We start from the raw sequence: 23,212 nt of genomic DNA, 5'->3' as shown, positions 1-23,212 counted from the left end.
GAGGACTACGATTCATCCGTTGGCCGGATGAATCGGAGCACCCACCTCGTGTCCACAGAAACCAGCCGGGACGGGGACCCCCTCTCCGAAGCGGCTCGGGCCCGCCTGCAACGGCGTACCGTCCTCGTCCTCATGCTCGCCCAGGTCGTCGGCAGCGTCGGCATGGGCGCCATGCTCGCCGTGGGCGCGCTCATCGCCCTCGATCTGAGCGGGTCGGACGCGTGGTCGGGGATGGCCACCACGATGATCACCCTGGGCGCGGCCGCGTTCGCCCTGCCCCTGGCCTCGCTGGCCGCGCGCAGCGGGCGCCGTCCCGGCCTCTCCCTGGGCTGGCTCTTCGGTGCGCTGGGCGGAACAGTGGTCATCACCGCCACGCTCCTGGACCTCTTCGCGCTCTTCCTGTTCGGCATGCTCCTGGTCGGCGCGGGGACCGCGACCAACCTCCAGGCCCGGCACGCCGCCGCGGACCTGGCCACCGAACGCACCCGCGGCCGCGACCTGTCCGTGGTGGTGTGGGCGACGACCGTGGGTTCGGTGGTGGGTCCCAACCTCATCGGCCCGACCGGCGGACTGGCCGTCCTCCTGGGCCTGCCCGACCTGCTGGGTCCGGTGCTGCTCACCACGGTCGGGTTCCTCGGCGGCGCGGTGCTGATCGCGTTCCTGCTGCGGCCCGACCCGCTGCTGACGGCGACCGCCGAGGCCGCCCGGATCGACGCGGACCAGGGCCGGGCACCGAGGGGCGGGGTCGGGCTGACCGACGCCCTGCGGGCGATCGGCCGGACCCCGTCGGCCCTGCTGGCCGTGGTGGGGGTCGTCGCCAGCCACACCACGATGGTCTCGGTCATGACGATGACACCGGTGCACCTGACACACCACGGTGCCGAACTCACTGTCATCGGACTGACCATCTCCCTGCACATCGCCGGGATGTACGGGCTCTCCCCACTGGTGGGCTGGCTGGCGGACCGCTTCGGGCGCACGCCCGTGCTCCTCACCGGGCAGGTGATCCTGTTGGCGGCCGCCGCCGTCGCCGGAACCGCCGGGCACAGTGAGGCGCTGGTGACCACCGGGCTGGTCCTGCTCGGCCTCGGCTGGTCCTTCGGGCTGGTCTCGGCCAGCGCGCTGCTGGCCGAGTCGCTGCCCGCCGAGGTCCGCCCCCGAGCGCAGGGGTTCAGCGACCTCGCCATGAACCTGGGGGCCGCCTCGGCGGCCGCGCTGTCCGGCGTGGTCCTGGCGACGGTGGGCTTCGGGGGCCTGAACCTGTTCGCCGCCCTGTTCACGGTCCCGGTGTTCGTGCTCGCCCTCCGCGCACGGGGCAAACACTTCCCGACCTTTACCGGAAACGCCCGCTGAGCTCCGCTCCGCCCCTCCTGGGCGCGGTTACGGTGCGGTTCTGAGGTGCCCGCCGCTCTCGGCGGGACGCGCCACTGGACGAAGGGGTGTTCTGGGTGAGTGATCGGGAGCCCGAGGAGGGAGCCGGTGAGCGGCCGGACCAGGATCCGGTCAACCACCACCCGCCGGAGGAGTGGCGGCCGGGCGACCCCGGCGATCCGATCGAGGGCGGCCCGCAGCCGCCCGGGGAGCCCCGGCACGACCCTCCGCCGGGAGGGGCGCACCAGCACGGCACTCCGCCGATGGGGCAGCCGTCCTACGCGCCTCCTCCCGGGGGCCCGTACCCGGGAGGGGCGCTCCACGGTGGTCCGCCGCCGGGCGGTGTGCCCCCGGGCGACCAGCCTCCGGGTGGTCCGCCCCCCGGGGACGCGTGGTCGGGCGGCCAGCCCTCATGGCAGCCGCCCCCGGGCTCCCAGCCCCCGTGGCAGCAGCCCTCGGGCGCCCAGCCCTCGGGCGCCCAGCCCTCGTGGCAACGGCCCCCGAACGGGCAGCCCTCGTGGCAGCAGCCCCCCGGTGGTCCGCCGCCCGGGCCCCCGCAGGGCGGGGGACCCTCCTACGGGCCGCCGCCGGGCGAGCCCGGACCGTACGGGGGCGGCCCCGGGCAACCGGACCCGGGTGAGTACTCCCAGGGGCCCAGCGGCCCGGGGAGCGCGGGATACGAGCACGCGGGCTACGCCCCGGGATACGGCGGCTACCCGAGCGAGCCGGTCAACTACGGCGCCCAGGGCGGCCACGGCCACCCCGGCGGATACGGTCCCCCGGGGCAGGGCGGCTACGGCCCGCCGCCGTCGAAGCCGACTCCGTGGGGCAGGATCATCGGGATCGGCTGCGGAGTCCTGCTCCTGCTGCTCCTGGCTCTGGGCGGCTGCGCGGCGGTCGCGCTGGTCCTGGCGGACCAGAGCTCGCCCAGTGGCAGCGGCGATGCGGGCGTCGAACAGACCGAGGAGGCGCCGGGAGAGGACGTGCCCTCCGAGGCGGAGCTGACCGCCACCTCGACCGAGTTCGAGCCCAGCTCCCTCTACGTCGAGGGCGAGTTCACCAGTGTCGAGGTGACCGTCACCAACACCGGTACGGACGCCCTGGACGTCAATCCGCTCTACTTCGTCGTGGTGGACGCCGAGGGGGAGGAGCACAGCCCGGGAGACGCGATCGCGATGGACGCCAACGAGCTCGGTGTGCAGACCCTGGACCCGGGGCAGACCGCCGACGGCGCGATCACCGTCCCCGGTGAGATCGACGCGGAGCGGGTGCTCTTCGAGCCGTACTTCACCGGCCCGGTGGAGGTCCCGGTGACCTGAGCGACGGGGCCGCCCACGGGCTCGGGACGAGGTCCTGTCAGGGGGCGAGCGCGGGGTCGCGCAGCCACTCCGACAGGGCCTCCCTGCGTTCGCTGTCGCACTTGAGCGGGCAGGTGGTGCAGTAGCCGTGCTCGGGGTCGGCCTTGTAGTCGAAGCAGCAGGTGCCCCGGACCGCCCAGGTGCCCCGGGGGTGGTCGGGGGCGAACGGGAACAGCCGCGGCCGCCTACGGGTGACGGCACCCGCCTCGACCACCGCTTCACCGAGCCGGGTGGCCAGTTCCCAGGCCTGCTCGGCGTCACGGCCCAGGTAGCGGGCCGGGTTGAGCATGTAGAAGTGCAGGGTGTCCAGGACCCAGCCCCACAGGGTGCGCTTGCCGGCGCGTGAGTGTGCGTGCAGGGCCTCGACCAGGGGCTCGACGGTGGCGAACAACGCCTCCGCGACCAGGCGCAGCTGCTCGTCCTCGTCGCGGGCGACCACGGTCTCGGGGTGGTCGGCGGCGGGGTCGTCGGGCAGGACCACGGTGCGGAGGTCGGTCACGGTGGGCGTGTCGAACCTGCTCCGGACCGTGTCCCAGGGCAGGTACAGGGTGTCCGGGGTGAGCAGCGGTCCGCGTCCGGTGAGGTACAGGCAGGCGGCGACCAGGAAGATCGGCTCGCGCAGGGTGACCCGGAGGAAGTTGGTCGCGGCGGGGAGGCGGTGGCCGGGGCCGTGCTCGGTCCGGAGCTTGTCGAACAGCACGGGGAGCCAGTCGTGTCCGGTCATCGAGGCGACGCTGTGGAACTGGACGCGGTCCACCGGACGGCCGTGGAGCCGGTCGGCGTCGGTGAGCTCGGGCAGCGGCGCGAACTTCAGCCGCGCGCTGACGCCCTGGAAGACGTCGAGCGGATCTGGAGTCACCTGGCAACCCTTCGTCGCGGAGCGGAACGGACAGGTCCGGGGGCGTGCGACAGCCGCGTCCGGACGGGTCGTGTTCACGTGCGCCTATGAAGTGAGGCTACCCTAACCATCGCGGCGGTGGCAATGCGTCAGCCTGGACGTTTGCCGAATCGTGGAGCCTTCGTGCCCTGGGGTGCGGGGGTGACGTACGGGTCCGTCGGCCGCCGTCCGACGGACCCGCGTGGTCAGTGGCTCAGGGCACGGAAGCGGCGCAGCGCCAGCGGGACGCAGACGGCCACCATCAGCGCGGGCACGCCCAGAGCCAGGAGCAGCGCGTTCTGCGCGGGCCAGGCGTCCGAGGGCAGTACTTCGTTGCCGAACAGCTCACGAGTGGCGCTGACCACGGCCGACAGCGGGTTCCACTCCGCGATCGGAGCCAGCCAGGACGGCATCGCGGTCGACGGCAGGAAGCTCGTGGACAGCATGGTGAGCGGGAAGGCCAGCGGGTAGACCAGCATGCTCGCCGCGTCGGGGTTGGTCGCGTGCAGGCCGATCAGGACCCCGAGCCACACCAGAGCGAACCGGAAGAGCAGGAGCAGCCCCACGGCGGCCAGCGCGCCGCCGACACCGTCCTCGAAGCGCCAGCCGATCAGGGCGCCGCAGCCGAGCAGCAGCACGACCTCCAGCACGGCGCGCACCATGTCGGTGAGCGTGCGCGCGCCCAGGATCGCCATCGGCGCCATGGGCATGGAGCGGAACCGGCTCATGACGTCGCGCGCGGTGTCGCGGGCGATCCCGGCCGAGGTCCCGGCGACGCCGTACAGCATGACCATGGCCAGCATGGCGGGCACCAGGAAGGTGCGGTAGTCCCGTGCCCCCGTCCCGGACATGACGTCACCGAACACGTACCCGAACAGCAGCACCATCAGCAGCGGCATGCTGATCGCGATCACCAGCTCGAAGGGGTCGCGGACCATGTGGCGCAGGTTGCGGTGGCTCAGGACCAGGACGTCGGTCCAGGCCCGGCCCCGGCGTTCGCGGGCCGGGTGGGACACGGGCGGCGTGCCCCGGTCGTGCCGGGCGGTCGGGGGAGTGGTGGTCGCGGTCATCGGGTGGCCTCCTCCGTGTTGGTCCCGGTGCCGGTCAGGCCCAGGAAGACCTCGTCGAGGCTGGGACGGCGCACCCCGATGTCGGTGATCCTCAGTCCGGAGCCGTCCAGGGCGCGTACGGCGCCGGTCAGCGCGGCCATCCGGTCCTCGGCCGACACGCTCACCCGCCGTTCGGCGGAGTGCACGCGCGCGGGGGCGGTCAGGGCCGTGCCGAGCAGCTCCGCGACGGCGGACAGGTCCGCCGGGTCGTGCACGAGCACGTCCAGGCGGTCGCCGCCCGCCTGGGACTTGAGGGTGTCCGGGGTGCCCTCCGCGATCACCCGGCCGTGGTCGATGACGGCGACGCGGTCAGCGAGCTGGTCGGCCTCCTCCAGGTACTGCGTGGTGAGCAGCACGGTGGCCCCTCCGCGGACGAGGTCGCGGACGGCCTCCCACACCTGGATCCGGCTGCGCGGGTCGAGCCCGGTCGTGGGTTCGTCGAGGAACAGGACACGGGGCTCCTGGATGAGGCTGACCGCCAGGTCGAGGCGGCGGCGCATCCCGCCGGAGTAGCCGCTGGAGGGGCGGTCGGCGGCGTCGACGAGGTCGAACCGCTCCAGGAGCTCCCGGGCGCGCTCGCGTGCGCCGGTCCGGTCGTACCCGTACAGACGGGAGAACATCACGAGGTTCTCGCGGGCGGTCAGGATCTCGTCGACGGAGGCGTACTGGCCGGTCAGGCCGATGACGGAGCGGACCATCTCCGGTGCGGTGAGCACGTCGTGGCCGCCGACCGAGGCCGTGCCGGAGTCGGGTCGCAGGAGGGTGGACAGGACGCGCACGGCGGTGGTCTTGCCCGCCCCGTTGGGTCCGAGCAGGCCGAGGACGGTGCCGGGGGCGACGGTGAGGTCGAGCCCGTCCAGGGCCCGGGTGTCGCCGTAGCGCTTGTGGAGTCCCCTGGCCCTGACGGCCGGGGGAGACGACGGTTCCATGACTGTGTGCCTCATAAACTGTGTACGTACTAAACTTATTAGTTTAAGTAGTACACAGTTTTAGGATGGGAGTCAACCAAGGCGGCGGACCGGAGCGGCGGTCCCCGCGCGGCGGTACCGACGACTGGTGGGGTATGACGAGCGAAGAACGGCCGACGACGGGAACCACCCGGGAGATCGAGCTCCTGTGGGGCCAGCGGGAGACCGCCCGGCGCGGACCCAAGCCCAGGCTCAGCCGCACGGCGATCGTCGAGGCCGCGATGGCGGTGGCCGACGCCGAGGGACTGGACGCCGTCTCCATGCAGCGCGTGGCCAGGGAGCTCGGCTACACGACGATGTCGCTGTACCGGCACCTGGAGAGCAAGGAGGACCTGCTCGTCCTCATGCAGGACGCCGCCCTGTCCCAGCGCCCCGCCGGGCCCCGCGACGACGGTGACTGGCGGGCCGGGACCGAGGAGTGGTGCCACCGGGCGCTCGACCAGTGGCGGAGGCACCCCTGGTCCGCCTACATCCCCCAGTCCGGCCCCCCGAGCGGCCCCAACGGACTCCGCTGGATGGAGGCCGGGCTCCGCGAGGTCTCCGCCTCCGGGCTCGGAGCCGCCGAGTCACTCCAGGTCCTCCTGCTGCTCTCGTACGCGCTCAGGGACCTGATCCGCATGGAGGAGGACCTGGCGCGGGCCGCCCGGGCACGCGGCGGCTCCGTGGAGGACGACGAACAGGGGTGGGTCCGGGGGCTGCGGGGGGTCATCGACCCCGAGGAGTTCCCGACGATCCTGTGGACCCTGGACCAGGGCACGTTCGACGAGGCCCCGGCCGGATTCGCCGAGGAGAGCGGTCTCCTGGGCGGCCTGGGCTTCGCCGTCCAGCGCATCCTCGACGGTGTCGACGCGTACGTGCGCACCGGGGGCCGGGCCGAGGCAGGGGGCTGAGGACCGCCCGGGGCCGGGGAGCGGGGGCGGGTCCGTCCGCCCCCGCCCGTTCAGCGCACCAGCACCAGGTGGTGGCGGGCCAGCGCGGACACCACCCGCACGCACGTGGGCGCGTCCACGCCCGCGCGCTCGGCCAGCGCCGCCACGGACAGCTCCCGGTGCTCGGCCAGCGCCTCCAGCACCGGTTCCGCCACGACGGGAAGCCGGTACCGCTTCCCCGCGACGGTGACCACGACCCGGGCGTCCCCGCCCTCGCCCTCCCGCACCACGGGGGGAGGCAGGATCGGGACGAACTCCACCCGCGCGTGCTCCGGGGGAGCGCCGTCCTCCACCGGCCAGGGCAGGGAGAACGACGTGCGCCGGGGGAAACGCGCGTCCCGCTCGGCCAGGAAGGTGTCCAGGTCCAGGCGCTCGGCCAGCTCCGTGATCCGCTCGACCAACTCGTGCCGGTGCTTGCGGCGCGAGTCGGGGTCGGCGAACCGGGGCAGGTCCCGACGGAACGCCTCCTCCTCGAACAGTCCGCGCACCAGCGCGTCCGCCCAGTCCACCCCGGTCGCGCGGGTGAAACCGAAGGTGAGGTGCATACTCACCTCACCGGTGCCGGTCACCGTGTGCCACCAACCGCGCGGCACGTGGATCACCTGACCGGGGCGCAGCACGCCCTCCCACACCAGGTGCAGCTCGCCGTCCGCGTCCCGGGGCGGGGTGTGCGCGTGGTCGGTGTCGTTCCTCATCGGGTACGGGCGCGAACCCGGCCCGTGCACCTGCCAGTGCTTCGTCCCCTCCACCTGCACGATCACCGTGTCGTGGTCGTCCCAGTGGGTGTCGAACCCCCGGGACTCACCCCAGATCAGGTACAGGTTGGTCTGCGCGCGCTCCCGGGTCAGCCGCATGAGGTCGTCGGCGGCCGCGCCGATCGGCGGGTGCATCCGGTCGATGCCGTCCAGCACCAGGCTCGCCCCGGCGCGCAGCTCCCGGTACAGCGACTCGGGGCGCACGATCCGGCGTTCGGTCCGCGAGACCCGGGCCCGGTCCGTGTAGCGGTCCAACGGGACCGGTGAGCCGTCCTTGTGCAGGCGCAGACGGGGCGGCTCCGGGGCGCTCTCGGCCAGCAGGCCGTTGAGGTCGTCGAAGGTCAGGAGCGAGCGCACGGCGTCCGCGCCCAGGTCGGCGAAGACGAACTCCTCCGACAGTCGGGTGGTGAGTGCGTCGCGGCCCACGACGTCGCACAGGGTTCGGGTGAACAGGCTGCCGGGATCGGTCACGGCTGTCCCCTTTCCAGGAGGGTCGGACGTTACGGTTCTGCGGGCGCGCGGATCGTGGTGGCGGGGGGACCCGCCCGGCCCGCGCCGGAGCGGCACGGACCGGGCGGGCACCGATCAGATGAAGTCCGAACTGGAGTCGGTGCCGTCGTTGTCGCCGCCCGCGGTGGTGTCGCGGGAGGTCACCTCCGCCAGATCCTCGACCTCAACCTCGATGGGGTCCATACCGCACCTCGCTTTCTGTGTGCCGTCGATCCTCTTGGTCAGGGCCGGACCGGGTGCCGTCAGCGCCCGGTGAGCCCCGTTCGGTGGGCCGCGAACGCGTGCGCGTCGGCGGCCAGTCCCACGGCCCTGCTCACCGCGCGCGGGCCGTGCCCGACGTCGTGTTCGTAGCGCAGCAGGGCGGCCGGGCGGTCCCCGTCCCCTCCCGCCGCCAGCAGCGCCGCGCACATCTTGCGCGGGTGGGCGGCGTCGGTCCGGGTGTCGCCGTCGAACCCGGTGAGCAGGACACTGGGATGCCGCAGGCCGGGTGTGCGCAGGGCGGTGTCCAGAGCGCGGTGGTAGGGGGAGTACGACACCAGTGCGGCGAAGTCGTCGGGGTCGGCCGCGGTGCCGAACTCCCGTGTCCACATGCGGCCCAGCCCCAGCCGCTCGAACCGCACCATGTCCGCGAGGGGGGCCGAGGCGATCACCGCCGAGCACAGGTCCGGGCGGGCGGTGGCGGCGGCCAGCACCAGCAGCCCCCCGGCCGAACCGCCGGACAGGCACAGTTCGGCGCGCGTGCACCACCCGGAGGACACCAGCGTGTCGGCGGCGGCGATCAGGTCGCGCACCGCGCGCGTCTTGTGGCGGCCCGAACCCTCCAGGTGCCACCGGCGCCCGGCGTCACCCCCGCCCCGGACGTGGGCCACGGCGTAGCGGCCGCCGGAGAGCAGCCAGGCGAGCACGGTCGCGCTGAACCCGAACTGGCGCGGACGTCCGAAACCCCCGTACGCGTGCAGGAGGGTGGGGCCCGGCCCGGAGCCACCGGAGGCGTCGAAGACCGTGACCGGCACCCGGGTGCCGTCGAAGGACCGACACCACTCCACGGTGCGGACCACGGAGGGGGCGGCCCCGGTACCGGGGCGCGCGCCGGTGGCCGCGTCGGGGTTCGCGGGGGCGGGCCAGGGCACGGGTGTCCGGTGCCCTGGGGCCAGGCGCAGGACCCTCTGCTGGGTGGCCACGTCGGCGTAGGCGAGGAAGACCGTGCCGTCCGGCATGGCCACCGGGCCGGAGGCCATGCCCTCACCCGGCAGCTCCACCGTGTGGGAGCGGACGCCGGTGACGGCGTCGTGCACGGCGGCCTCGCTGATGCCCAACCGGGTGCGGACCACCAGCAGCGCCGTGCCCTCGGGCGAGCGGTGCGGGCAGAACGCGTCCAGGGTCGCGCCGGGGTCCTCGGGGACCACCTCCCGCCAGTGCTCGGGTGAGAGCCGGTCGCCGGGGGCTCCCGGGTCCACCGCGCACACGCGGCGTCGCGGCGCGTCCAGTGTGGTGCGCAGGTACAGCAGACCGTCGGGACCCGCCCCCACCTCGGTCTCCGCCTCGTGGTCGACCTGGAGCGGTCGGAACTCCGGCCGCTCCGCCGGACGCGCGGCCAGGTCGGCCAGCCACAGGTCGGTGCGGTGACCGGTGCCGTGGCTCTCCGTGACCAGCAGCCAGCGGTCGTCCAGGACCCGCACGCCGGGTACGGTGCCCGGCCCGGTGCAGGGGTACACGAGCGTCTCGGCGCCGTCCACGACCCGGCGCAGCCACACGCCGCGCACGCCCCGGACGCCGTCGCGACGCACGTAGTAGAAGGACCGCCGTTCGCCGGGCAGCCAGGCCACGTGCGAGTACCGTACTCCGGAGACCGTCGGGCCGACCGTCGCTCCGGTGTCCGTCCGGACCACGCGCAGGCCACCGCGTTCCACCCCGCCCGAGGAGGTCTGGACGGCGACCAGTCGGCCGTCCGGGCTCGGTTCCCAGGAGTCCAGGGTGGTCCGCCCCGTGGGGTCGTCCGCGCAGGGGTCGTGGACGGTCAGCGGATCCGTGTCCGGGGCCCCGGCGGCGGTGTCTCCGGGGTCCCGGGGCCACACCACGAGGCGCGGGTGTTCGCTCCCCGCCCGGCGTACCGTGCAGAACAGCGTGCCGGAGCGGTGGACCGGCGGCGACCACAGGTCGGTCGCGACCAGCGCCCGGATGCGTTCGGCCAGGTGTGCGCGCAGGGGCCAGGTGGCCGCCTCCCGCTCGTACTCCCGACCGCGCTCCGCCAGCCAGCGGAGGGTCGCGGGGGAGTCGGAGGTCTCCAGCCATCGGTAGGGGTCGGGGACGGGGTGGCCGTGCAGCGTGTCGACGACCGACACGGGGTCGGCGGCCGGGGCGGTTCCGGGTCGGTTACGCACCATCACATGGTTCAAGCGGCCCGACACGACGGTCAAGGAAGAGATACCTGGCCCCGAGGGACGCGACTGTGTCGGTGAGGGAAGGTTTGTGGGCGGTGCCAGCCACGACCGCCGGGATGGTCGGCGGGGAACCGGGTAGGTCTCCGACGAGGGGCGGACCGAGCCTCGGGAGTTCCAGGAGTGAGGGAGGGACCCGTGGAGAACACCGTCCGGCACCCCCGGGAGCCGCGCCGGTCGCTGGTGGCGGCGGCGTGCTTCGGGGCGGCGGTCCTGGCCACGGCTCTGGTCGGCGGCGCCGCCGCGGCACAGTCCGGCGCGGTCTACGCTCGCCTCGACCTGCCGGTGTGGGCACCGCCCGCCTGGCTGTTCGGTCCGGTGTGGACCGTCCTGTACGTGCTCATCGCGGTCGCGGGCTGGCTGGTGTGGCGGGCGGCCGGAACCCGGGGCGCCGCCGTCTTCCTTGGCGTCTACGTCCTCCAGCTGCTCCTGAACGCGGTCTGGACGCCGCTGTTCTTCGGCGCCGGGCTCCAGGGCCTCGCGCTGGCGGACATCCTGCTGCTGGTCGTCGCGGTGACGGCGACGCTGTTCCTGGCCCGTCCGCACAGCAGGTCGGCGGTGGTGCTCCTGGTCCCCTACCTGGTGTGGGTCGTTTTCGCCGCCACGCTCAACGCCGCCATCTGGGCGGCCAACTGACCCAGACGACCACGGGGGAGACGGGGACGGGCGGCGCCCCGGGGGATGGGGCGCCGCCCGTGTGTCCGGTCCGGGGAGGTGTGGACCGGACCGGGGGGCGGATCAGACGTTGTCGGGGTGGCCGATCGCCAGGCCGCTCTCCTGGTCGAAGAAGTGCAGCTGGCTGACGTCCACCGCCAGGCTGATGGTGCTGCCCGGGCGCACGCTGCTGCGCGGGCTCACACGGGCGGTGAACTGCGAGCGGTTGTCGCCCAGCGGCAGGGCGGCCTCGGCGCTCTCCTCGTCGTCACCGGCGGCGTCCTTCGCCAGGGCTGCCGCGTCCTCGTGGCGCACGGGCGGGGCGTCGATGCCGAAGATCACGTTGATCTCGGTGCCCAGCTCCTCGGTCACGTCGGCGGTGACCTCGATGCGCGGGTCGCCGTTGCCGTCGAACTCGGCGTCGCTGAAGTCCGAGGGGCGGATGCCCAGGATCACCGAACGGCCCACGTACTCGCTCAGGTGTGGGCGCTCCTTGAGGACCGAGGCCGGGACGGGGAGCGCGTGCTCGGCGAACTTCAGGACCGCGCCGTCACCGTCGCGGGAGATCTCGGCGTCGACGAAGTTCATCGCCGGGGAACCGATGAACCCGGCCACGAACAGGTTGACGGGGGCGTCGAACAGGCGCTTGGGGGTGTCGACCTGCTGGAGTCGGCCGTCCCGCAGCACCGCGACCCGGTCACCGAGGGTCATCGCCTCGATCTGGTCGTGGGTGACGTAGACGGTGGTGACGCCCAGGCGCTCGTGGAGCTGGTTCAGGGAGGCGCGCATCTGCACGCGGAGCTTCGCGTCGAGGTTGGACAGCGGCTCGTCCATGAGGAAGGCCTGCGGCTCGCGCACGATGGCGCGGCCCATCGCCACACGCTGGCGCTGACCACCGGAGAGCGCGCCCGGCTTGCGCTTGAGGTAGGGCTCCAGACCGAGCATGTCGGCGGCCTCACCCACGCGCCGGGCGATCTCCGCCTTGGGGACCTTGCGCAGCTTCAGACCGAAGGCGAGATTCTGCTCGACGGTCATGTGGGGGTAGAGCGCGTAGTTCTGGAAGACCATCGCGATGTCGCGGTCCTTCGGCGGACGGTCGTTGACGATCTCGTCCCCGATCACCAGCGTGCCCGCCGAGATCTCCTCCAGGCCCGCGATCATGCGCAGCGCGGTGGACTTGCCGCAGCCGGAGGGGCCGACGAGCACCATGAACTCGCCGTCGTTGATCCGGAGGTTGAGGTCGTCGACGGCCTTGACGTCGCCGCCGTAGATCTTGTCGACGCCCTCAAGGACGATCTCCGCCATGGCTGTCAGCTCCCGCGTTGGCTCGGTGGTGTGGCGTATCCGATGGTGGGGAACCGCGGGGCCGTGGACCCCTCAGATGCCCCTTCACCGGGCCCGATGTTCGAAGTTGATCGAAACGGGTCGGTTTCTTGATCACATCAGACATGATCGCGATCAAAATGTCCAGAGCGGATTTGATTTCGATCCGATTGCGGTCACGCGCAAACCACCCTTGGCCAGCTGGCGTGTGCGGCTCAGGTGCGTTAGCCTGGCGCACGGTTCATCACGCTCTCCCCTCCCAGCACTTGGGCCGGTAGCCACGACACGGCGCCCGGGTTGAGACAAGGGGTCGGGGAGTCTGGGTAACCTAACGACCAGTCCAGCACTGGACGGACCGGTTGTGCGGCCCCCACTCGTCCGATTGGACGCTGCATCACGCGCCAGGTGCAGCTGGGATCGGGTGAGGGGCGGAGTACCGCGACCGGGCGGGGGGTTGGACCCGGAAAAGGCCCGAACATCCAGTAGACAACGGTCTTCCGAGCTCGCCGCCGACGGGACGGAGCCGGTCCGAAGGGTGGCTCGGGCCTTTTCCGCGTCCCCCCAATATGCTGACCGCCAGGACCCTCAGAATCCAGCGGAAAGCGAGCATCCCACGTGGTTGCCGAGCAGAAGGGGCCGGAGGCAGCTCCGAACCCCGAAAGACCCTCGCCGAGCATCACGGCGCCGGAGTCCGAGGCGCGGGCCACGACGTGGTCCCCCCTGGCCCCGGGGCACCGCTGGGGACGCTTCGACCTCCTCCTGAGGACCCTGGCCGCAGTGGGCGCGGGCCTGGCCCAGCTCTTCGCGCTCCCGCCGTACGGCCTCTGGTGGCTGGGCCCGGTCAGCGCCGCACTCCTCCTCCTCGCCGTGTGCGGGACCCGCGTGCGCCGCGCCGCCTGGCTGGGCGCCCTGTCCGGCGCCACGCTCATGGTGCCGCTGGTCCACTGGCAGGGCATCTTCGGCGTCGACGTGTGGCTGGGCATCGCCGCGGCCGAGAGCGCCTACTTCCTTCCCATGGCCATGGGCCTGTCACTGGTGGCGAGACTGCCCTACTGGCCCGTGTGGACCGCCGCCCTGTGGGTGGCCCAGGAGGCCGTACGCGCCCGCTGGCCGCTCGGGGGCTTCCCCTGGGGCAAGCTCGCCTTCGCGCAGCCGGACACGCCCTTCGTGGGGTACGCGGCCCTGGGGTCCTCCCCGCTCGTCTCCTTCGCCGTCGCCCTGACCGGCGCCATGCTGGTGTGGACCCTGCTGCGCGCCGTGACGGCCCGAGGCCGCGCGCGTGTGCTCCTCCCGGCCCTCGGCCTGGCCGCCAGCGCCGCGATCGTCCTGGGGGGTCTCGTGGCCCCCGCGATCAGCCGTCCCACCCCGGTGGAGACCGTCACGGTCGGCATGGTCCAGGGCAACGTGCCCAACGTCGGTGAGATCTCCATCCTCGGAGAGCGCGCCCAGGTGCTCCAGAACCACGCCGACGGCGTAGCGGAACTGGCCGAGTCGGTCCGGGCGGGCGAGTACCCCCAACCCGACCTCGTGCTCCTGCCGGAGAACGCCAGCGACATCGACCCCTTCCGGGACCCCGAGGCGGCGCGGACCATCGACGAGGCCGCGCAGGAGGTGGACGCGCCCCTCCTCTGGGGGCTCAGCCGGTTCAACGACGACGGCACGCGCTCCGTGCAGAGCCTGGTGTGGGACCCCGAGACCGGCCCGGGCGACGCCTACGACAAGCGCTACCTGGTCCCGTTCGGCGAGTACGTCCCCTACCGCGACTTCTTCACCCGGTTCGTCTCCCGTCTGGGCCAGGTCAGCTCCGACGCCGTCCCGGGCACCGAACCAGGGGCCCTGGACATCGGCGGCACCACGCTGGCCGTGGGCATCTGCTTCGACGTGGCCTTCGACCCGCCGGTGCGCGAGTCCGTGGCGGCGGGCGGGGGGATCATCGTGATCCCCACCAACAACGCCAACTACAACTTCACCGGGCAGTCGCACCAGCAGCTGGCCATCACCCAGCTGCGCGCCGTCGAGCACGGACGCCCGGCCGTGGTGGTCTCCACCAGCGGGGTCAGCGCCGTCGTCGAGCCGGACGGCGGGATCGCCTACGAGTCGCCCGAAGCGGTGCGCGACGTCAACGTCGCGGAGCTCACCGCCATGGAGGGCACCACGGTGGCCACCCGGCTGGGCGCGGTCCCGGAGGCCCTGATGGCCGCGCTCGGCCTGGCCGCGGTGGTCGCCTCGGTCGTCGTCTCCCGCAGGTCCCGGACCTGAACCCGCCCACCGGCCGGGGGAGCGGTCCCCGTCGCGGGGGTCGGAACCGGGGCGTCCGCCGCGGGTGGGAGTTCCCGGACCGGGAACCATTCACGTCACGGGTACGTTTTCCCCGTCAAGGGGAGAACCCGACTCCGGTCCACGACACTGAGGATGATTCGCGATGCCGCTGCTGATGGTGCTGGCGCTGATGGCACTGCCCTTCCTTGAGGTGGGCCTGATGATCTGGGTCGGCGGACAGATCGGCGTGCCGTGGACGCTGGCCGCGCTGGTCTCGCTGATGATCCTCGGCGTGGCCGTGCTGCGGCACACGGGCCGGGCCTTCCGCGAGGTCGTCCAGGAGGCCGACGAGGCCATGCGCACCGGTGAGCAGCCCCGCAAGGGCCTGCTCGACCCGTTGATGCTCATGGCCGGCGGCATCCTGCTGGTCATCCCGGGGTTCCTCACCGCCGCCGTCGGTCTGCTGCTGGCCACCCCGGTCACGCGGCCCGCCCTGCGGTGGGCGTTCGCCGGTTGGGCGGCCCGCCGGATGAGGAAGATGCAGGAACGCGTGAACGAGGAGTTCTCCGCGCGTGGCGCCACCATCCCGAACCAGGCCCCCTTCGGGCCCGGCGGACCCGCCGGTTCCGGTGGGCCCGCGAACCCGTTCGGCACCGCTCCCGGAGGCTCGCGGGGCGCGGAGACCGGGGACCGGTCCACCCCCAACCGGGGCCGCGTCATCCAGGGCCAGTTCGAACCCGAGGACGACGACCGGAACTGAGACCCCGGTCACCCGCGTTCGGGTCCGGGTTCCGGCCCGGACGGGGAGACCGACACGTAGGCACCCACGATGCGGGCGATCACCGTGGTCAGGAACAGGGTCCCCGCCACCGCCTCGCCGGTGGCCAGCGAGCGCGCCCACGGGGTGACCGGCACGAGGTCGCCGTAGCCGAGCGTGACCAGGGTGACGAAGCTCAGATAGGTGAGGTCCTGCCAGTCCACCGGTGTCCCCGGGGCGAGGGAGTCCTCGAAGCCACCGGGCCACAGGGCCTCCACGATGCCGAACAGCGCCGCGAACACTCCGCCCAGCAGCAGGTAGGCGCAGATCGCCGCCAGGATCAGCTGCGGGCCCTGCTCACGCTGGTGCCGCCGCCGGTAGGTGAACACGAACGCGAGCAGCTTCAGGATCAGGTAGCCCTGGAACAGCACGACGGCGCAGAACAGCCCGAGACGCGCGGTGGGGACCTCGGGGTGCAGGGCCGACCAGAACCCGGACACCAGGAAGACCACGGAGAGCACGGCCACGGGGACCAGGCGTCGGCCCTCGGGCAGGACAACGCGCACGCCCAGGAAGACCACCGCCGGATACAGCAGGGTGTACAGCATCTCCCACAGCTGTCCGCGCAGCGTCAGCGGATACGCGAAGTGCAGCAGCGCCGATGCGGCCAGGAACGCCGCCAGGGGGTGTGAGAGCCCCGGTCGACCACGCATACCGGCCCCTTCCCGTACGCCACCGCTCGCCGGGAGGCTAGCCCGGCCGCGGGCGGGACCGTGTGAGGCGCGGGAGGTGTTTGCCCGACCTTGGAGCGCCGTCGACACGCGGTAGACCAGCGGGCTGCGAGCATCCTCAGGGAGTGGGGCCACCAGGGTCCGCACGAGCCGGAGGAGCACCATGAGCGTGAGCATCCCCGAGCCGGTCGCGTCGTTCGTCGACCGGGTCAACGACCACGACGAGCAGGGCTTCCTGGAGGCCTTCACCCCAGACGGGGTGGTGGACGACTGGGGACGGGAGTTCCGGGGGCGCGAGGCCATCAAGGGGTGGAGCGAGGTGGAGTTCATCGGGGCCCGCGGCGTGCTGGACGTGCGCTCGGCCGAAACCACCCCGGACGGGGTCACGGTGGTCGGTGACTGGAGGTCGCGGCACGCCAACGGGCTGAGTTCCTTCGCCTTCCGCGTCGAGGGGGACCGGATCGCCCGGATGACCATCAGGGAGGGCTGATCCGTTCCGGCGCAGCACGGGGTCGACGGGACGACGGGACGCGTGGCCCACCAGCACTGATCGTTTCGATCACGTTCGATCACGCGGTGGGCGCGAGTCCGGGTTCAGTGCTCCGCGACACGTCCGTGGAGGCGCGCGTGCAGACCGCGCACCTCCTCGCTGAGGGACCCCACCGGACCCTCCACCGGGATACCGGGAGCCACCTCGTTCACGGACAGCGCCCGCACCGGACCGGCCGGGACACCCCACTCCGCCAGCCAGGAGCCCAACTGCTCCGCCGAACTCGCGTACACGATGCGCCCCAGCCCCACCCAGGCGTGGGCGGCGGAGCACATCGGGCAGTGCTCACCCGAGGTGTAGACGGTGGCCTCGGCGCGCTCGGCGGGGGTCAGGTGCCCGGCGGCCCAGCGGGCGATCGCGAACTCCGGGTGCTGGGTGAAGTCGCCCCCGGCCACGTGGTTGTGGTCCTCGAACAGCACCGCGCCGTCCGCGCCCACCAGCACCGAACCGAACGGCTCGTCACCCCGGTCCAGAGCCGCCGCGGCCAGGTCCACCGCGCGACGCAGGTGACGCAGGTCGGTCTCGTCCACCATCATGGGCTCCTTCGCTCCGGGTTCGGCGCCACCGTACCGCGCGCCGGGAAAACCCCTGGTCGCCTCCGGGGCGCGTGGCTACGCTGCGACCCATGGAGATCAGGATCCGGCCCTACGAACCCGGCGACCGCGACACGGTGGTCGGCCTCGCCCTGCGTGCCTGGGAGCCCGGCTACGCAGCACTGGAGCGGACCCTGGGACCGAGGTTGCACCGGCGGCTCCACGGGGACTGGCGCCGGACGCACGCCCGCGACGTCCGGGAGGACCTGGACTCGGCGGAGGCGGACGCGTGGGTGGCCGTCACCGACCGCGTGGCCGGGTTCGTCACCGTCCGGCTCGACCGGGAGGGCGGCACCGGACTGGTCCACCTGTTGGGGGTCGACCCCGAGCAGCAGGGGCGGGGCACCGGCACGGCGCTCACGGAGTTCGCCGTGGAGCGCATCCGGGAGGAGGGCATGGCGGTGGCCGTGATCAGGACCGGCGGCGACGACGCCCACGCCCCGGCACGCGCCGTCTACGAGAAGGCCGGGTTCGTGGCCTCACCGGTGGTGCACTACTACCGGAGTCTGTGACCCGGGAGTCCCCCGATCACCGTGGACGACGGGCTCACCGCCGGAGGGCCGTGCGGCGCCCCGCGCGCAGACCGTTGGCGATCACCACCACCTCAGCCAGTTCGTGTACCAGGACCACCGCCGCCAGTCCCAGGACGCCGAACAGCGCCAGTGGCACCAGACCGACGATGATCGCCAGTGACAGCCCGACGCTCTGCCACATGATGGTCCGGCAGCGGCGGGCGTGGGCCAGGACCGCCGGGAGGTGGTGCAGGTCCTCACCCATCAGGGCGACGTCCGCGGTCTCCACGGCCACGTCGGTGCCCATCGCGCCCATGGCCACGCCCAGGTCGGCGCAGGCCAGGGCCGGGGCGTCGTTGACCCCGTCACCGACCATGGCCACGGGGCCCCCGGCGCGCAGCTCACCGACCACCCGGGCCTTGTCCTCGGGCAGCAGCCCGGCGTGCACCTCCTCGGGGGCGATCCCGACCTCGACGGCCAGCGCCCGGGCCGTGACGGGGTGGTCACCGGTCAGCACGGCCACGCGGTGCCCGGAACGGCGCAGTTCCGCGACCACCTCGGCGGCCTCGGGGCGGGGTTCGTCGCGGACCGCGAGCGCGCCCGTCACGTCGCCGTCCACCTCCACCAGGACCACGGTGGCCCCGGCCTCCAGCAGCCGCTCGACCTCTCCCCGGAGGGGACCCGGGGAGACCCACCCGGGACGGCCCAGACGCACCTGCGCGCCCTCCACCCGGCCGGTCAGCCCGTGGCCGGGTACCGCGAGGACGTCCTCCGCCGGAGGGGGTGAGGGGTGGGCGGCCAGCACCGCTCGGGCGAGCGGGTGTTCGCTGCGCGCCTCCAGCGCCGAGGCCAGGGCCAGGACGCGCTCCCGGGCGCGCCCGGGAGCGGGCACCACCTCCATGACGGCGGGCGCGTTCCGAGTGAGGGTCCCGGTCTTGTCCAGGGCGACCACCCGGACGCCGCCCATCGCCTCCAGCGCCGCGCCGCCCTTGACCAGTGCGCCCTGACGTGAGGCCGCGCCGACGGCGGCCACCACGGTCACCGGAACGGAGATCGCCAGCGCGCAGGGAGAGGCCGCCACCAGCACGACCAGCGCCCGTTCGATCCAGGTCAGGGGGTCGCCCAGGAGCGATCCGACCGCCGCCACCAGCGCGGCCGCGACCATCACCCCGGGAACCAGGGGGCGGGCGACCCGGTCGGCCAACCGTTGGCCCTGACCCTTGCGGGCCTGCTCGGCCTCCACGACGCGCACCACGCGCGCCAGGGAGTTGTCCTCGGCCCCGGCGGTCACCGTGACCTCCAGCGGACCGGTGCCGTTGACCGAGCCCGCGTACACGGCCTCGCCCGGTCCCGCCTCCACGGGCACGGACTCCCCGGTGATGGCCGAGGTGTCCAGGCTGGTGTGCCCGACGGCGATGACGCCGTCGGTGGCCAACCGTTCGCCCGGTCGCAGCACGAGGGTCTGCCCGGGGCGGAGCCGGTCGGGGGAGACGGTGTGCTCGACCCCGTCGCGCAGCACGGTCGCCCGCGCGGGCACCAGGTCCAGCAGGGCGCGCAGGCCGCGCCGGGTGCGCGCGACGGCGTACCCCTCCAGCCCCTCGGCGACGGTGAAGAGCACGGCCAGCATCGCCGCCTCACCGACCTCGCCCAAAGCCACGGCACCGGCGGCGGCCAGGGTCATCAGGGTGCCCACGCCGATCCGGTCCCGGAACGGGCCCGGACCTGACAGGCGGCGCACGGTGGAGGGGACGAAGGTCCAGGCCGCGACCGCGAGGGCGGCGGACTTCAGCAGGAGGGAAAGGGACTCGGGGGCGCCCCACCATCCCGCCGTGTACCCGGCGAGCAGCAGGGGCGCGGCGACGGCGGCGAAGCGGATCTCGGTGACCTGCCCGAGCCGGGTGGGCTCCGCCGGGTCGGTGGACCGCACGGGCGGGGCGTCGCCGCAGCAGGTGTCGCTCACCGGACGCCGTCGGTTCCGTAGGTGGGGCACAGGGCGACCGCGTTCCCGGTCGCCGCGAGGAGGGTCTCGGCCGCCGCGAGCAGGGTGATCAGTTCGGGGCGGCTGAGCGAGTAGAAGACCTGGCGCCCCTGGGGGCGCCCCTCGACCAGGCCGCAGTCGCGCAGGCACGACACGTGTTTGGAGACCGTGGACTGGGCCAGGCCCAGCTGGTCCACGAGGTCGGTCACACGTGCCTCACCCTGCGCCAGGCGACGCACGATCGCCAGCCGGGCCCCGTCGGAGAGACTGTGGAAGAGGGCCTCGGCCGCGTCCAGCCCGGAGTCCGCGCAGACCCCCTCCACACCTTCATTCATCGTCATGCGACGATCATATTCAGTTTTGGCGATGAATCAACACCGGGTCAGGCGCGCTGGGCCACCGTTCTCGAAGCGGCCAGCGTCTGGGAGATCTTCGCCGCCAACCTCGCTGAGGGCACGTCCGTGTGGGGACGCCAGGCGAGCGCGTCGGAGTCGCCGCCCCGCGCGGGCACCGTCGCGGCCGTCGCCCGGTACAGGTACAGGAAGTCGAAGTGCACGTGCTCCGGCTCTCCCCGGTCCTCGTCCTCCGGGACACCGCGGACGTCCAGGTCCAGCGGGAGCGCGTGCGTGTCCGACCCCGTCCGGGCCGACTCGACCTGGTCCGGGGACAGACCGGTCGCCTCCGTCAGACGGCTCAGCGACGCCTCGTCCAGGGCGCCGTCCCCGTCGGTCAGGTGGCCGCCCGGCAGGAGCCAGGGGCCCCGGTCGCCCTCGCGGACCATCAGCACCCGCCAACACGGGTCGAGCACCACGGCCCCCGCGGTCACGTGCCCCCGGAACTCCTTGGGCGAGGAGAGCTCGTGCCCACCGTCCAGGGCCCGCACCAGGGGGTCGGCCGCGTCGACTTCCTTGGGGAAGCGCTCCAGATAGCCGTCCAGCACGGCGCGGATGTGCGTGTTCGGGATGCTCAATGTGGCTCCTGTCGATCCAGACACGTGGCGCCCCCAGGATCCCGGCTCGGCACCGGCCGTGAACAGTTCCCACGCTGGTCGGCCCCGAGGTGGTACCCGAACCCGCTAGGCGTCCGCCCGGGCCGTCATCCGGTCGTCCACGAGCCGGATCACCGTGATCACCACGATCGCCACCCCCGCCACGGCCAGTCCGGTCAGGACCTTGGTCGGGTCGCTCACGTCGAGGTCGAAGAACCAACGGCCCCACGGCGTCACCATGGCCAGGGTCAGGAGGCCCACCATGGACCCGACCATCGCCACCTTCCACCACACGTACGGTTTGGCCACCAACAGGAGCACCCACAGCGTCGTCGCGCACAGCGTGATGACCACCGCCGTGCGGTCCGCCGGGTCCGGGACCGTGCGCCCGCCGAGCACCAGCAGGTAGGTCGTCACCGCGGCCAGACCCGCCACCATCCCCGAGGGGATCGCCAGCCGCAGCGTGCGCAGGACGAACCCCGGCCGGGCGATGTCGGTGTTGGGCGCCAGGGCCAGGAAGAACGACGGGATGCCGAAGGTGACCGCGTTGATCAGCGTGGCGTGCCGGGGGAAGAACGGGTACGCCACCGCCAGCAGGCCCACGATGATCGCCAGCGTCATCGTGTACACGGTCTTGGTGAGGAACAGGCTGGCCACCCGCTCGATGTTGCCGATCACCCGGCGGCCCTCGGCCACCACCCGGGGCAGCACCGCGAAGCGGTTGTCCAACAGGACCAGCTGCGCGACCGACCGCGAGGCCGGGCTGCCCGAGCCCATCGCCACGCCGATGTCGGCCTCCTTCAGGGCGAGCACGTCGTTGACGCCGTCACCCGTCATCGCCACCGTGTGGCCCCCGTCGCGGAGCCCGCGCACCATGTCGCGCTTGCGCTCGGGGGTCACCCGGCCGAACGCCGAGTGGCGCTCGACGTCCCGCGCCAACTCCTCGGGCCCCCGGGGCAGATCCCGCGCGTCCACCGGGCGGTCCGCGCCGGGCAGGCCCAGCTCACGACCGACCGCTCCCACCGAGGCGGCGTGGTCGCCGGAGACGATCTTGACGTCCACCCCCTGGTGGGCGAAGTAGTCCAGGGTCGGCCCGGCGTCCTCACGCACCCGCTGGTCCAGCACCACCAGGGACACCGGCTCCACCGTCCCCGGGGCGAACTCGTCGTCCACCCGGACCGAGGCCCGCGCCAGCAACAGCACCCGCAGGCCCTGGGCGCCCAGACGGGCGGCCTCCTCGGCGGCGGGGGAGCTGGGGTCGGCCAGGACGTCGGCGGCGCCGATCACCCAGTGCCCCTCACCCGCGGGAGTCAGCAGGCTCGCGCCGCTCCACTTGCGCGCGGAGGAGAAGGGCGCCAGCGCGGTCACGGTCCAGTCCGGGGCCTCATGCCCGCCGGCCGCGCACCCCTCGGCGATCGCGGCCATGCTCGGGTTCGGGTCCGGGTCGCTCGCGGCCAGCGCGGCCAGCACAGGGGTCGGGGAGTCCGCGCCACCCAGGTCACGGATCTCGGCCAGCCTCATACCGACCTCGGTCAGCGTGCCGGTCTTGTCCGTGCACACCACGTCCACCCGCGCCAGGCCCTCGATCGCGGGCAGTTCCTGCACGAGGCAGTGGTGGTGTCCCAGGCGGATCACCCCCACCGCGAACGCGATGCTGGTCAGGAGGATGAGCCCCTCGGGGATCATCGACACCAGAGCCGCCACCATGCCGCGCAGGGCGTCCGCCAGCGGCCCCGAGATCCCCCCGGACACCGGCTGGTCCAACGCGACCTGCCCGTTCATGAACAGCTGGCTGTAGACGAGCAGCGCACCGATCGGGAACAGGGCGTAGGTGATCCAGGTGAGGATCGTGTTGATCCCCGACCTGAGCTCCGACCGCACCAGTGAGAACCGGCTCGCTTCCTCGGCCAGCCGCGCCGCGTACGCGTGCCGTCCCACCTTCGTCGCCCGGAAGCGCCCGGCCCCGGCCACCACGAAGCTGCCCGACATCACCGTGTCACCGGCCTGCTTGAGCACTGGGTCGGCCTCGCCCGTCAGCAGCGACTCGTCGACCTCCAGCCCTCCGGCCCAGGTCACGACGCCGTCGACCACCACCTGGTCACCGACCCCGACCTCCAGGACCTCGTCCAGGACGATCTCCTGGGTCGCGACCCGCACCGTGGAGCCGTCGCGCACCACCCGGGGACGCGCGGCGTTGACGATCGCGAGCCGGTCCAGGGTGCGCTTGGCGCGCAGCTCCTGGACGATCCCGATCAGCGTGTTGATCACGATGACCATCGCGAACAACCCGTCCTGGACCGGTCCGATGACGGCGATGATCGAGAAGAGCACCGCGATCATCGCGTTGATGCGGGTGAAGACGTTCCCCCGGATGATCTGTCCGACGCTGCGACTCGCCCGGACGGGGACGTCGTTGGTCCGCCCGCCCGCGACACGTTCGGCGACCTCCTCCCGCGACAACCCCCGCTCCGGGGGCGGCCCCAGGAGTACGGACCGGGCCGAGACGGGCTCGGTCGGGATCGGGCCCCGCTGGGACCGGTCGGTTTCTTCGG

The 23,212-nt window shown here is 73.0% G+C and carries 20 protein-coding genes; 8 read left to right on the top strand and 12 right to left on the bottom strand.

Translation table 11 applies throughout. The features are described 5' to 3' along the window. The first annotated feature begins 48 nt into the window (after positions 1-48). Complete coding sequence (locus tag AC0VYL_RS15955) at positions 49-1,353, top strand: MFS transporter (protein ID WP_475453864.1); 1,305 nt, start codon at positions 49-51, stop codon at positions 1,351-1,353. A gap of 95 nt (positions 1,354-1,448) precedes the next feature. Further along, the gene (locus AC0VYL_RS15950; RefSeq protein WP_475480622.1) at positions 1,449-2,690 is read left to right on the top strand and encodes a DUF4352 domain-containing protein; all 1,242 of its coding nucleotides are present in this window, start codon (positions 1,449-1,451) and stop codon (positions 2,688-2,690) included. A 37-nt stretch (positions 2,691-2,727) separates the two neighbouring features. Here the strand turns inward: AC0VYL_RS15950 and AC0VYL_RS15945 are convergent, their stop codons facing one another. The 3 genes from AC0VYL_RS15945 to AC0VYL_RS15935 form a co-directional block, all read right to left on the bottom strand. Next, positions 2,728-3,588: a (2Fe-2S)-binding protein gene (locus AC0VYL_RS15945; RefSeq protein WP_475480621.1), complete on the bottom strand. Its 861-nt coding sequence runs from the start codon at positions 3,586-3,588 to the stop codon at positions 2,728-2,730. A 224-nt stretch (positions 3,589-3,812) separates the two neighbouring features. Beyond that, entirely contained in the window at positions 3,813-4,676 is an 864-nt protein-coding gene (locus AC0VYL_RS15940; protein ID WP_475453856.1) for an ABC transporter permease, read from the bottom strand. Then, positions 4,673-5,644 (bottom strand): ATP-binding cassette domain-containing protein, encoded by a 972-nt coding sequence (locus AC0VYL_RS15935; RefSeq protein WP_475480620.1) that lies wholly within the window; start codon positions 5,642-5,644, stop codon positions 4,673-4,675. Before AC0VYL_RS15935 ends, AC0VYL_RS15940 begins: the two co-directional genes overlap by 4 nt. A gap of 134 nt (positions 5,645-5,778) precedes the next feature. Between AC0VYL_RS15935 and AC0VYL_RS15930 the strand changes: the two genes are divergently transcribed. Further along, on the top strand, positions 5,779-6,573 hold the full coding sequence (locus tag AC0VYL_RS15930) for a TetR/AcrR family transcriptional regulator (protein ID WP_475483526.1): 795 nt from the start codon (positions 5,779-5,781) through the stop codon (positions 6,571-6,573). 50 nt (positions 6,574-6,623) lie between these two features. Here AC0VYL_RS15930 and AC0VYL_RS15925 read toward each other — a convergent pair whose 3' ends face one another. Continuing rightward, on the bottom strand, positions 6,624-7,838 hold the full coding sequence (locus tag AC0VYL_RS15925) for a cupin domain-containing protein (RefSeq protein WP_475453850.1): 1,215 nt from the start codon (positions 7,836-7,838) through the stop codon (positions 6,624-6,626). Between the two features lie 281 nt (positions 7,839-8,119). Beyond that, entirely contained in the window at positions 8,120-10,261 is a 2,142-nt protein-coding gene (locus tag AC0VYL_RS15920) for a prolyl oligopeptidase family serine peptidase (RefSeq protein WP_475480619.1), read from the bottom strand. A 192-nt stretch (positions 10,262-10,453) separates the two neighbouring features. Here AC0VYL_RS15920 and AC0VYL_RS15915 point away from each other — a divergent pair, with 192 nt between their 5' ends. Next, the gene (locus AC0VYL_RS15915; RefSeq protein WP_475480618.1) at positions 10,454-10,951 is read left to right on the top strand and encodes a TspO/MBR family protein; all 498 of its coding nucleotides are present in this window, start codon (positions 10,454-10,456) and stop codon (positions 10,949-10,951) included. A 102-nt stretch (positions 10,952-11,053) separates the two neighbouring features. Here AC0VYL_RS15915 and AC0VYL_RS15910 read toward each other — a convergent pair whose 3' ends face one another. Further along, the gene (locus AC0VYL_RS15910) at positions 11,054-12,274 is read right to left on the bottom strand and encodes an ABC transporter ATP-binding protein (protein ID WP_475453842.1); all 1,221 of its coding nucleotides are present in this window, start codon (positions 12,272-12,274) and stop codon (positions 11,054-11,056) included. 633 nt (positions 12,275-12,907) lie between these two features. Between AC0VYL_RS15910 and lnt the strand changes: the two genes are divergently transcribed. Both lnt and AC0VYL_RS15900 read left to right on the top strand, forming a co-directional pair. Then, positions 12,908-14,551, top strand: a complete 1,644-nt coding sequence (lnt, locus tag AC0VYL_RS15905) for an apolipoprotein N-acyltransferase (protein WP_475480617.1) — start codon at positions 12,908-12,910, stop codon at positions 14,549-14,551. A gap of 163 nt (positions 14,552-14,714) precedes the next feature. Further along, positions 14,715-15,311 carry an FxsA family protein gene (locus tag AC0VYL_RS15900; protein WP_475453837.1) on the top strand — a complete coding sequence of 199 codons (597 nt, stop codon included), beginning with the start codon at positions 14,715-14,717 and terminating at the stop codon, positions 15,309-15,311. 8 nt (positions 15,312-15,319) lie between these two features. Here the strand turns inward: AC0VYL_RS15900 and AC0VYL_RS15895 are convergent, their stop codons facing one another. Next, positions 15,320-16,021, bottom strand: coding sequence for a potassium channel family protein (locus AC0VYL_RS15895; RefSeq protein ID WP_475480616.1), 702 nt, complete (start codon positions 16,019-16,021; stop codon positions 15,320-15,322). 181 nt (positions 16,022-16,202) lie between these two features. Between AC0VYL_RS15895 and AC0VYL_RS15890 the strand changes: the two genes are divergently transcribed. Next, positions 16,203-16,529 carry a nuclear transport factor 2 family protein gene (locus tag AC0VYL_RS15890; RefSeq protein WP_475480615.1) on the top strand — a complete coding sequence of 109 codons (327 nt, stop codon included), beginning with the start codon at positions 16,203-16,205 and terminating at the stop codon, positions 16,527-16,529. Between the two features lie 104 nt (positions 16,530-16,633). Here the strand turns inward: AC0VYL_RS15890 and AC0VYL_RS15885 are convergent, their stop codons facing one another. Further along, positions 16,634-17,122: a nucleoside deaminase gene (locus tag AC0VYL_RS15885; RefSeq protein ID WP_475480614.1), complete on the bottom strand. Its 489-nt coding sequence runs from the start codon at positions 17,120-17,122 to the stop codon at positions 16,634-16,636. 92 nt (positions 17,123-17,214) lie between these two features. Between AC0VYL_RS15885 and AC0VYL_RS15880 the strand changes: the two genes are divergently transcribed. Next, on the top strand, positions 17,215-17,694 hold the full coding sequence (locus tag AC0VYL_RS15880) for a GNAT family N-acetyltransferase (RefSeq protein ID WP_475480613.1): 480 nt from the start codon (positions 17,215-17,217) through the stop codon (positions 17,692-17,694). A gap of 34 nt (positions 17,695-17,728) precedes the next feature. On the opposite strand, the gene AC0VYL_RS15875 is transcribed toward AC0VYL_RS15880, so the two are convergent. From AC0VYL_RS15875 to AC0VYL_RS15860, 4 genes are all read right to left on the bottom strand, one after another. Continuing rightward, entirely contained in the window at positions 17,729-19,654 is a 1,926-nt protein-coding gene (locus AC0VYL_RS15875; protein ID WP_475480612.1) for a heavy metal translocating P-type ATPase, read from the bottom strand. Beyond that, positions 19,651-20,013, bottom strand: coding sequence for an ArsR/SmtB family transcription factor (locus AC0VYL_RS15870; RefSeq protein ID WP_475480611.1), 363 nt, complete (start codon positions 20,011-20,013; stop codon positions 19,651-19,653). The genes AC0VYL_RS15875 and AC0VYL_RS15870 overlap by 4 nt, the downstream gene beginning before the upstream one ends. A gap of 41 nt (positions 20,014-20,054) precedes the next feature. Continuing rightward, positions 20,055-20,642, bottom strand: a complete 588-nt coding sequence (locus AC0VYL_RS15865) for an NUDIX domain-containing protein (protein ID WP_475453818.1) — start codon at positions 20,640-20,642, stop codon at positions 20,055-20,057. Between the two features lie 105 nt (positions 20,643-20,747). Then, positions 20,748-23,180 carry an HAD-IC family P-type ATPase gene (locus tag AC0VYL_RS15860; RefSeq protein WP_475483525.1) on the bottom strand — a complete coding sequence of 811 codons (2,433 nt, stop codon included), beginning with the start codon at positions 23,178-23,180 and terminating at the stop codon, positions 20,748-20,750. Positions 23,181-23,212 lie beyond the last annotated feature (32 nt).

Source organism: Nocardiopsis sp. iso_238 (assembly GCF_056173325.1).
The sequence above is the reverse complement of the archived record's forward strand: the minus strand, read 5'-3'. Positions and strand labels throughout refer to the sequence as shown.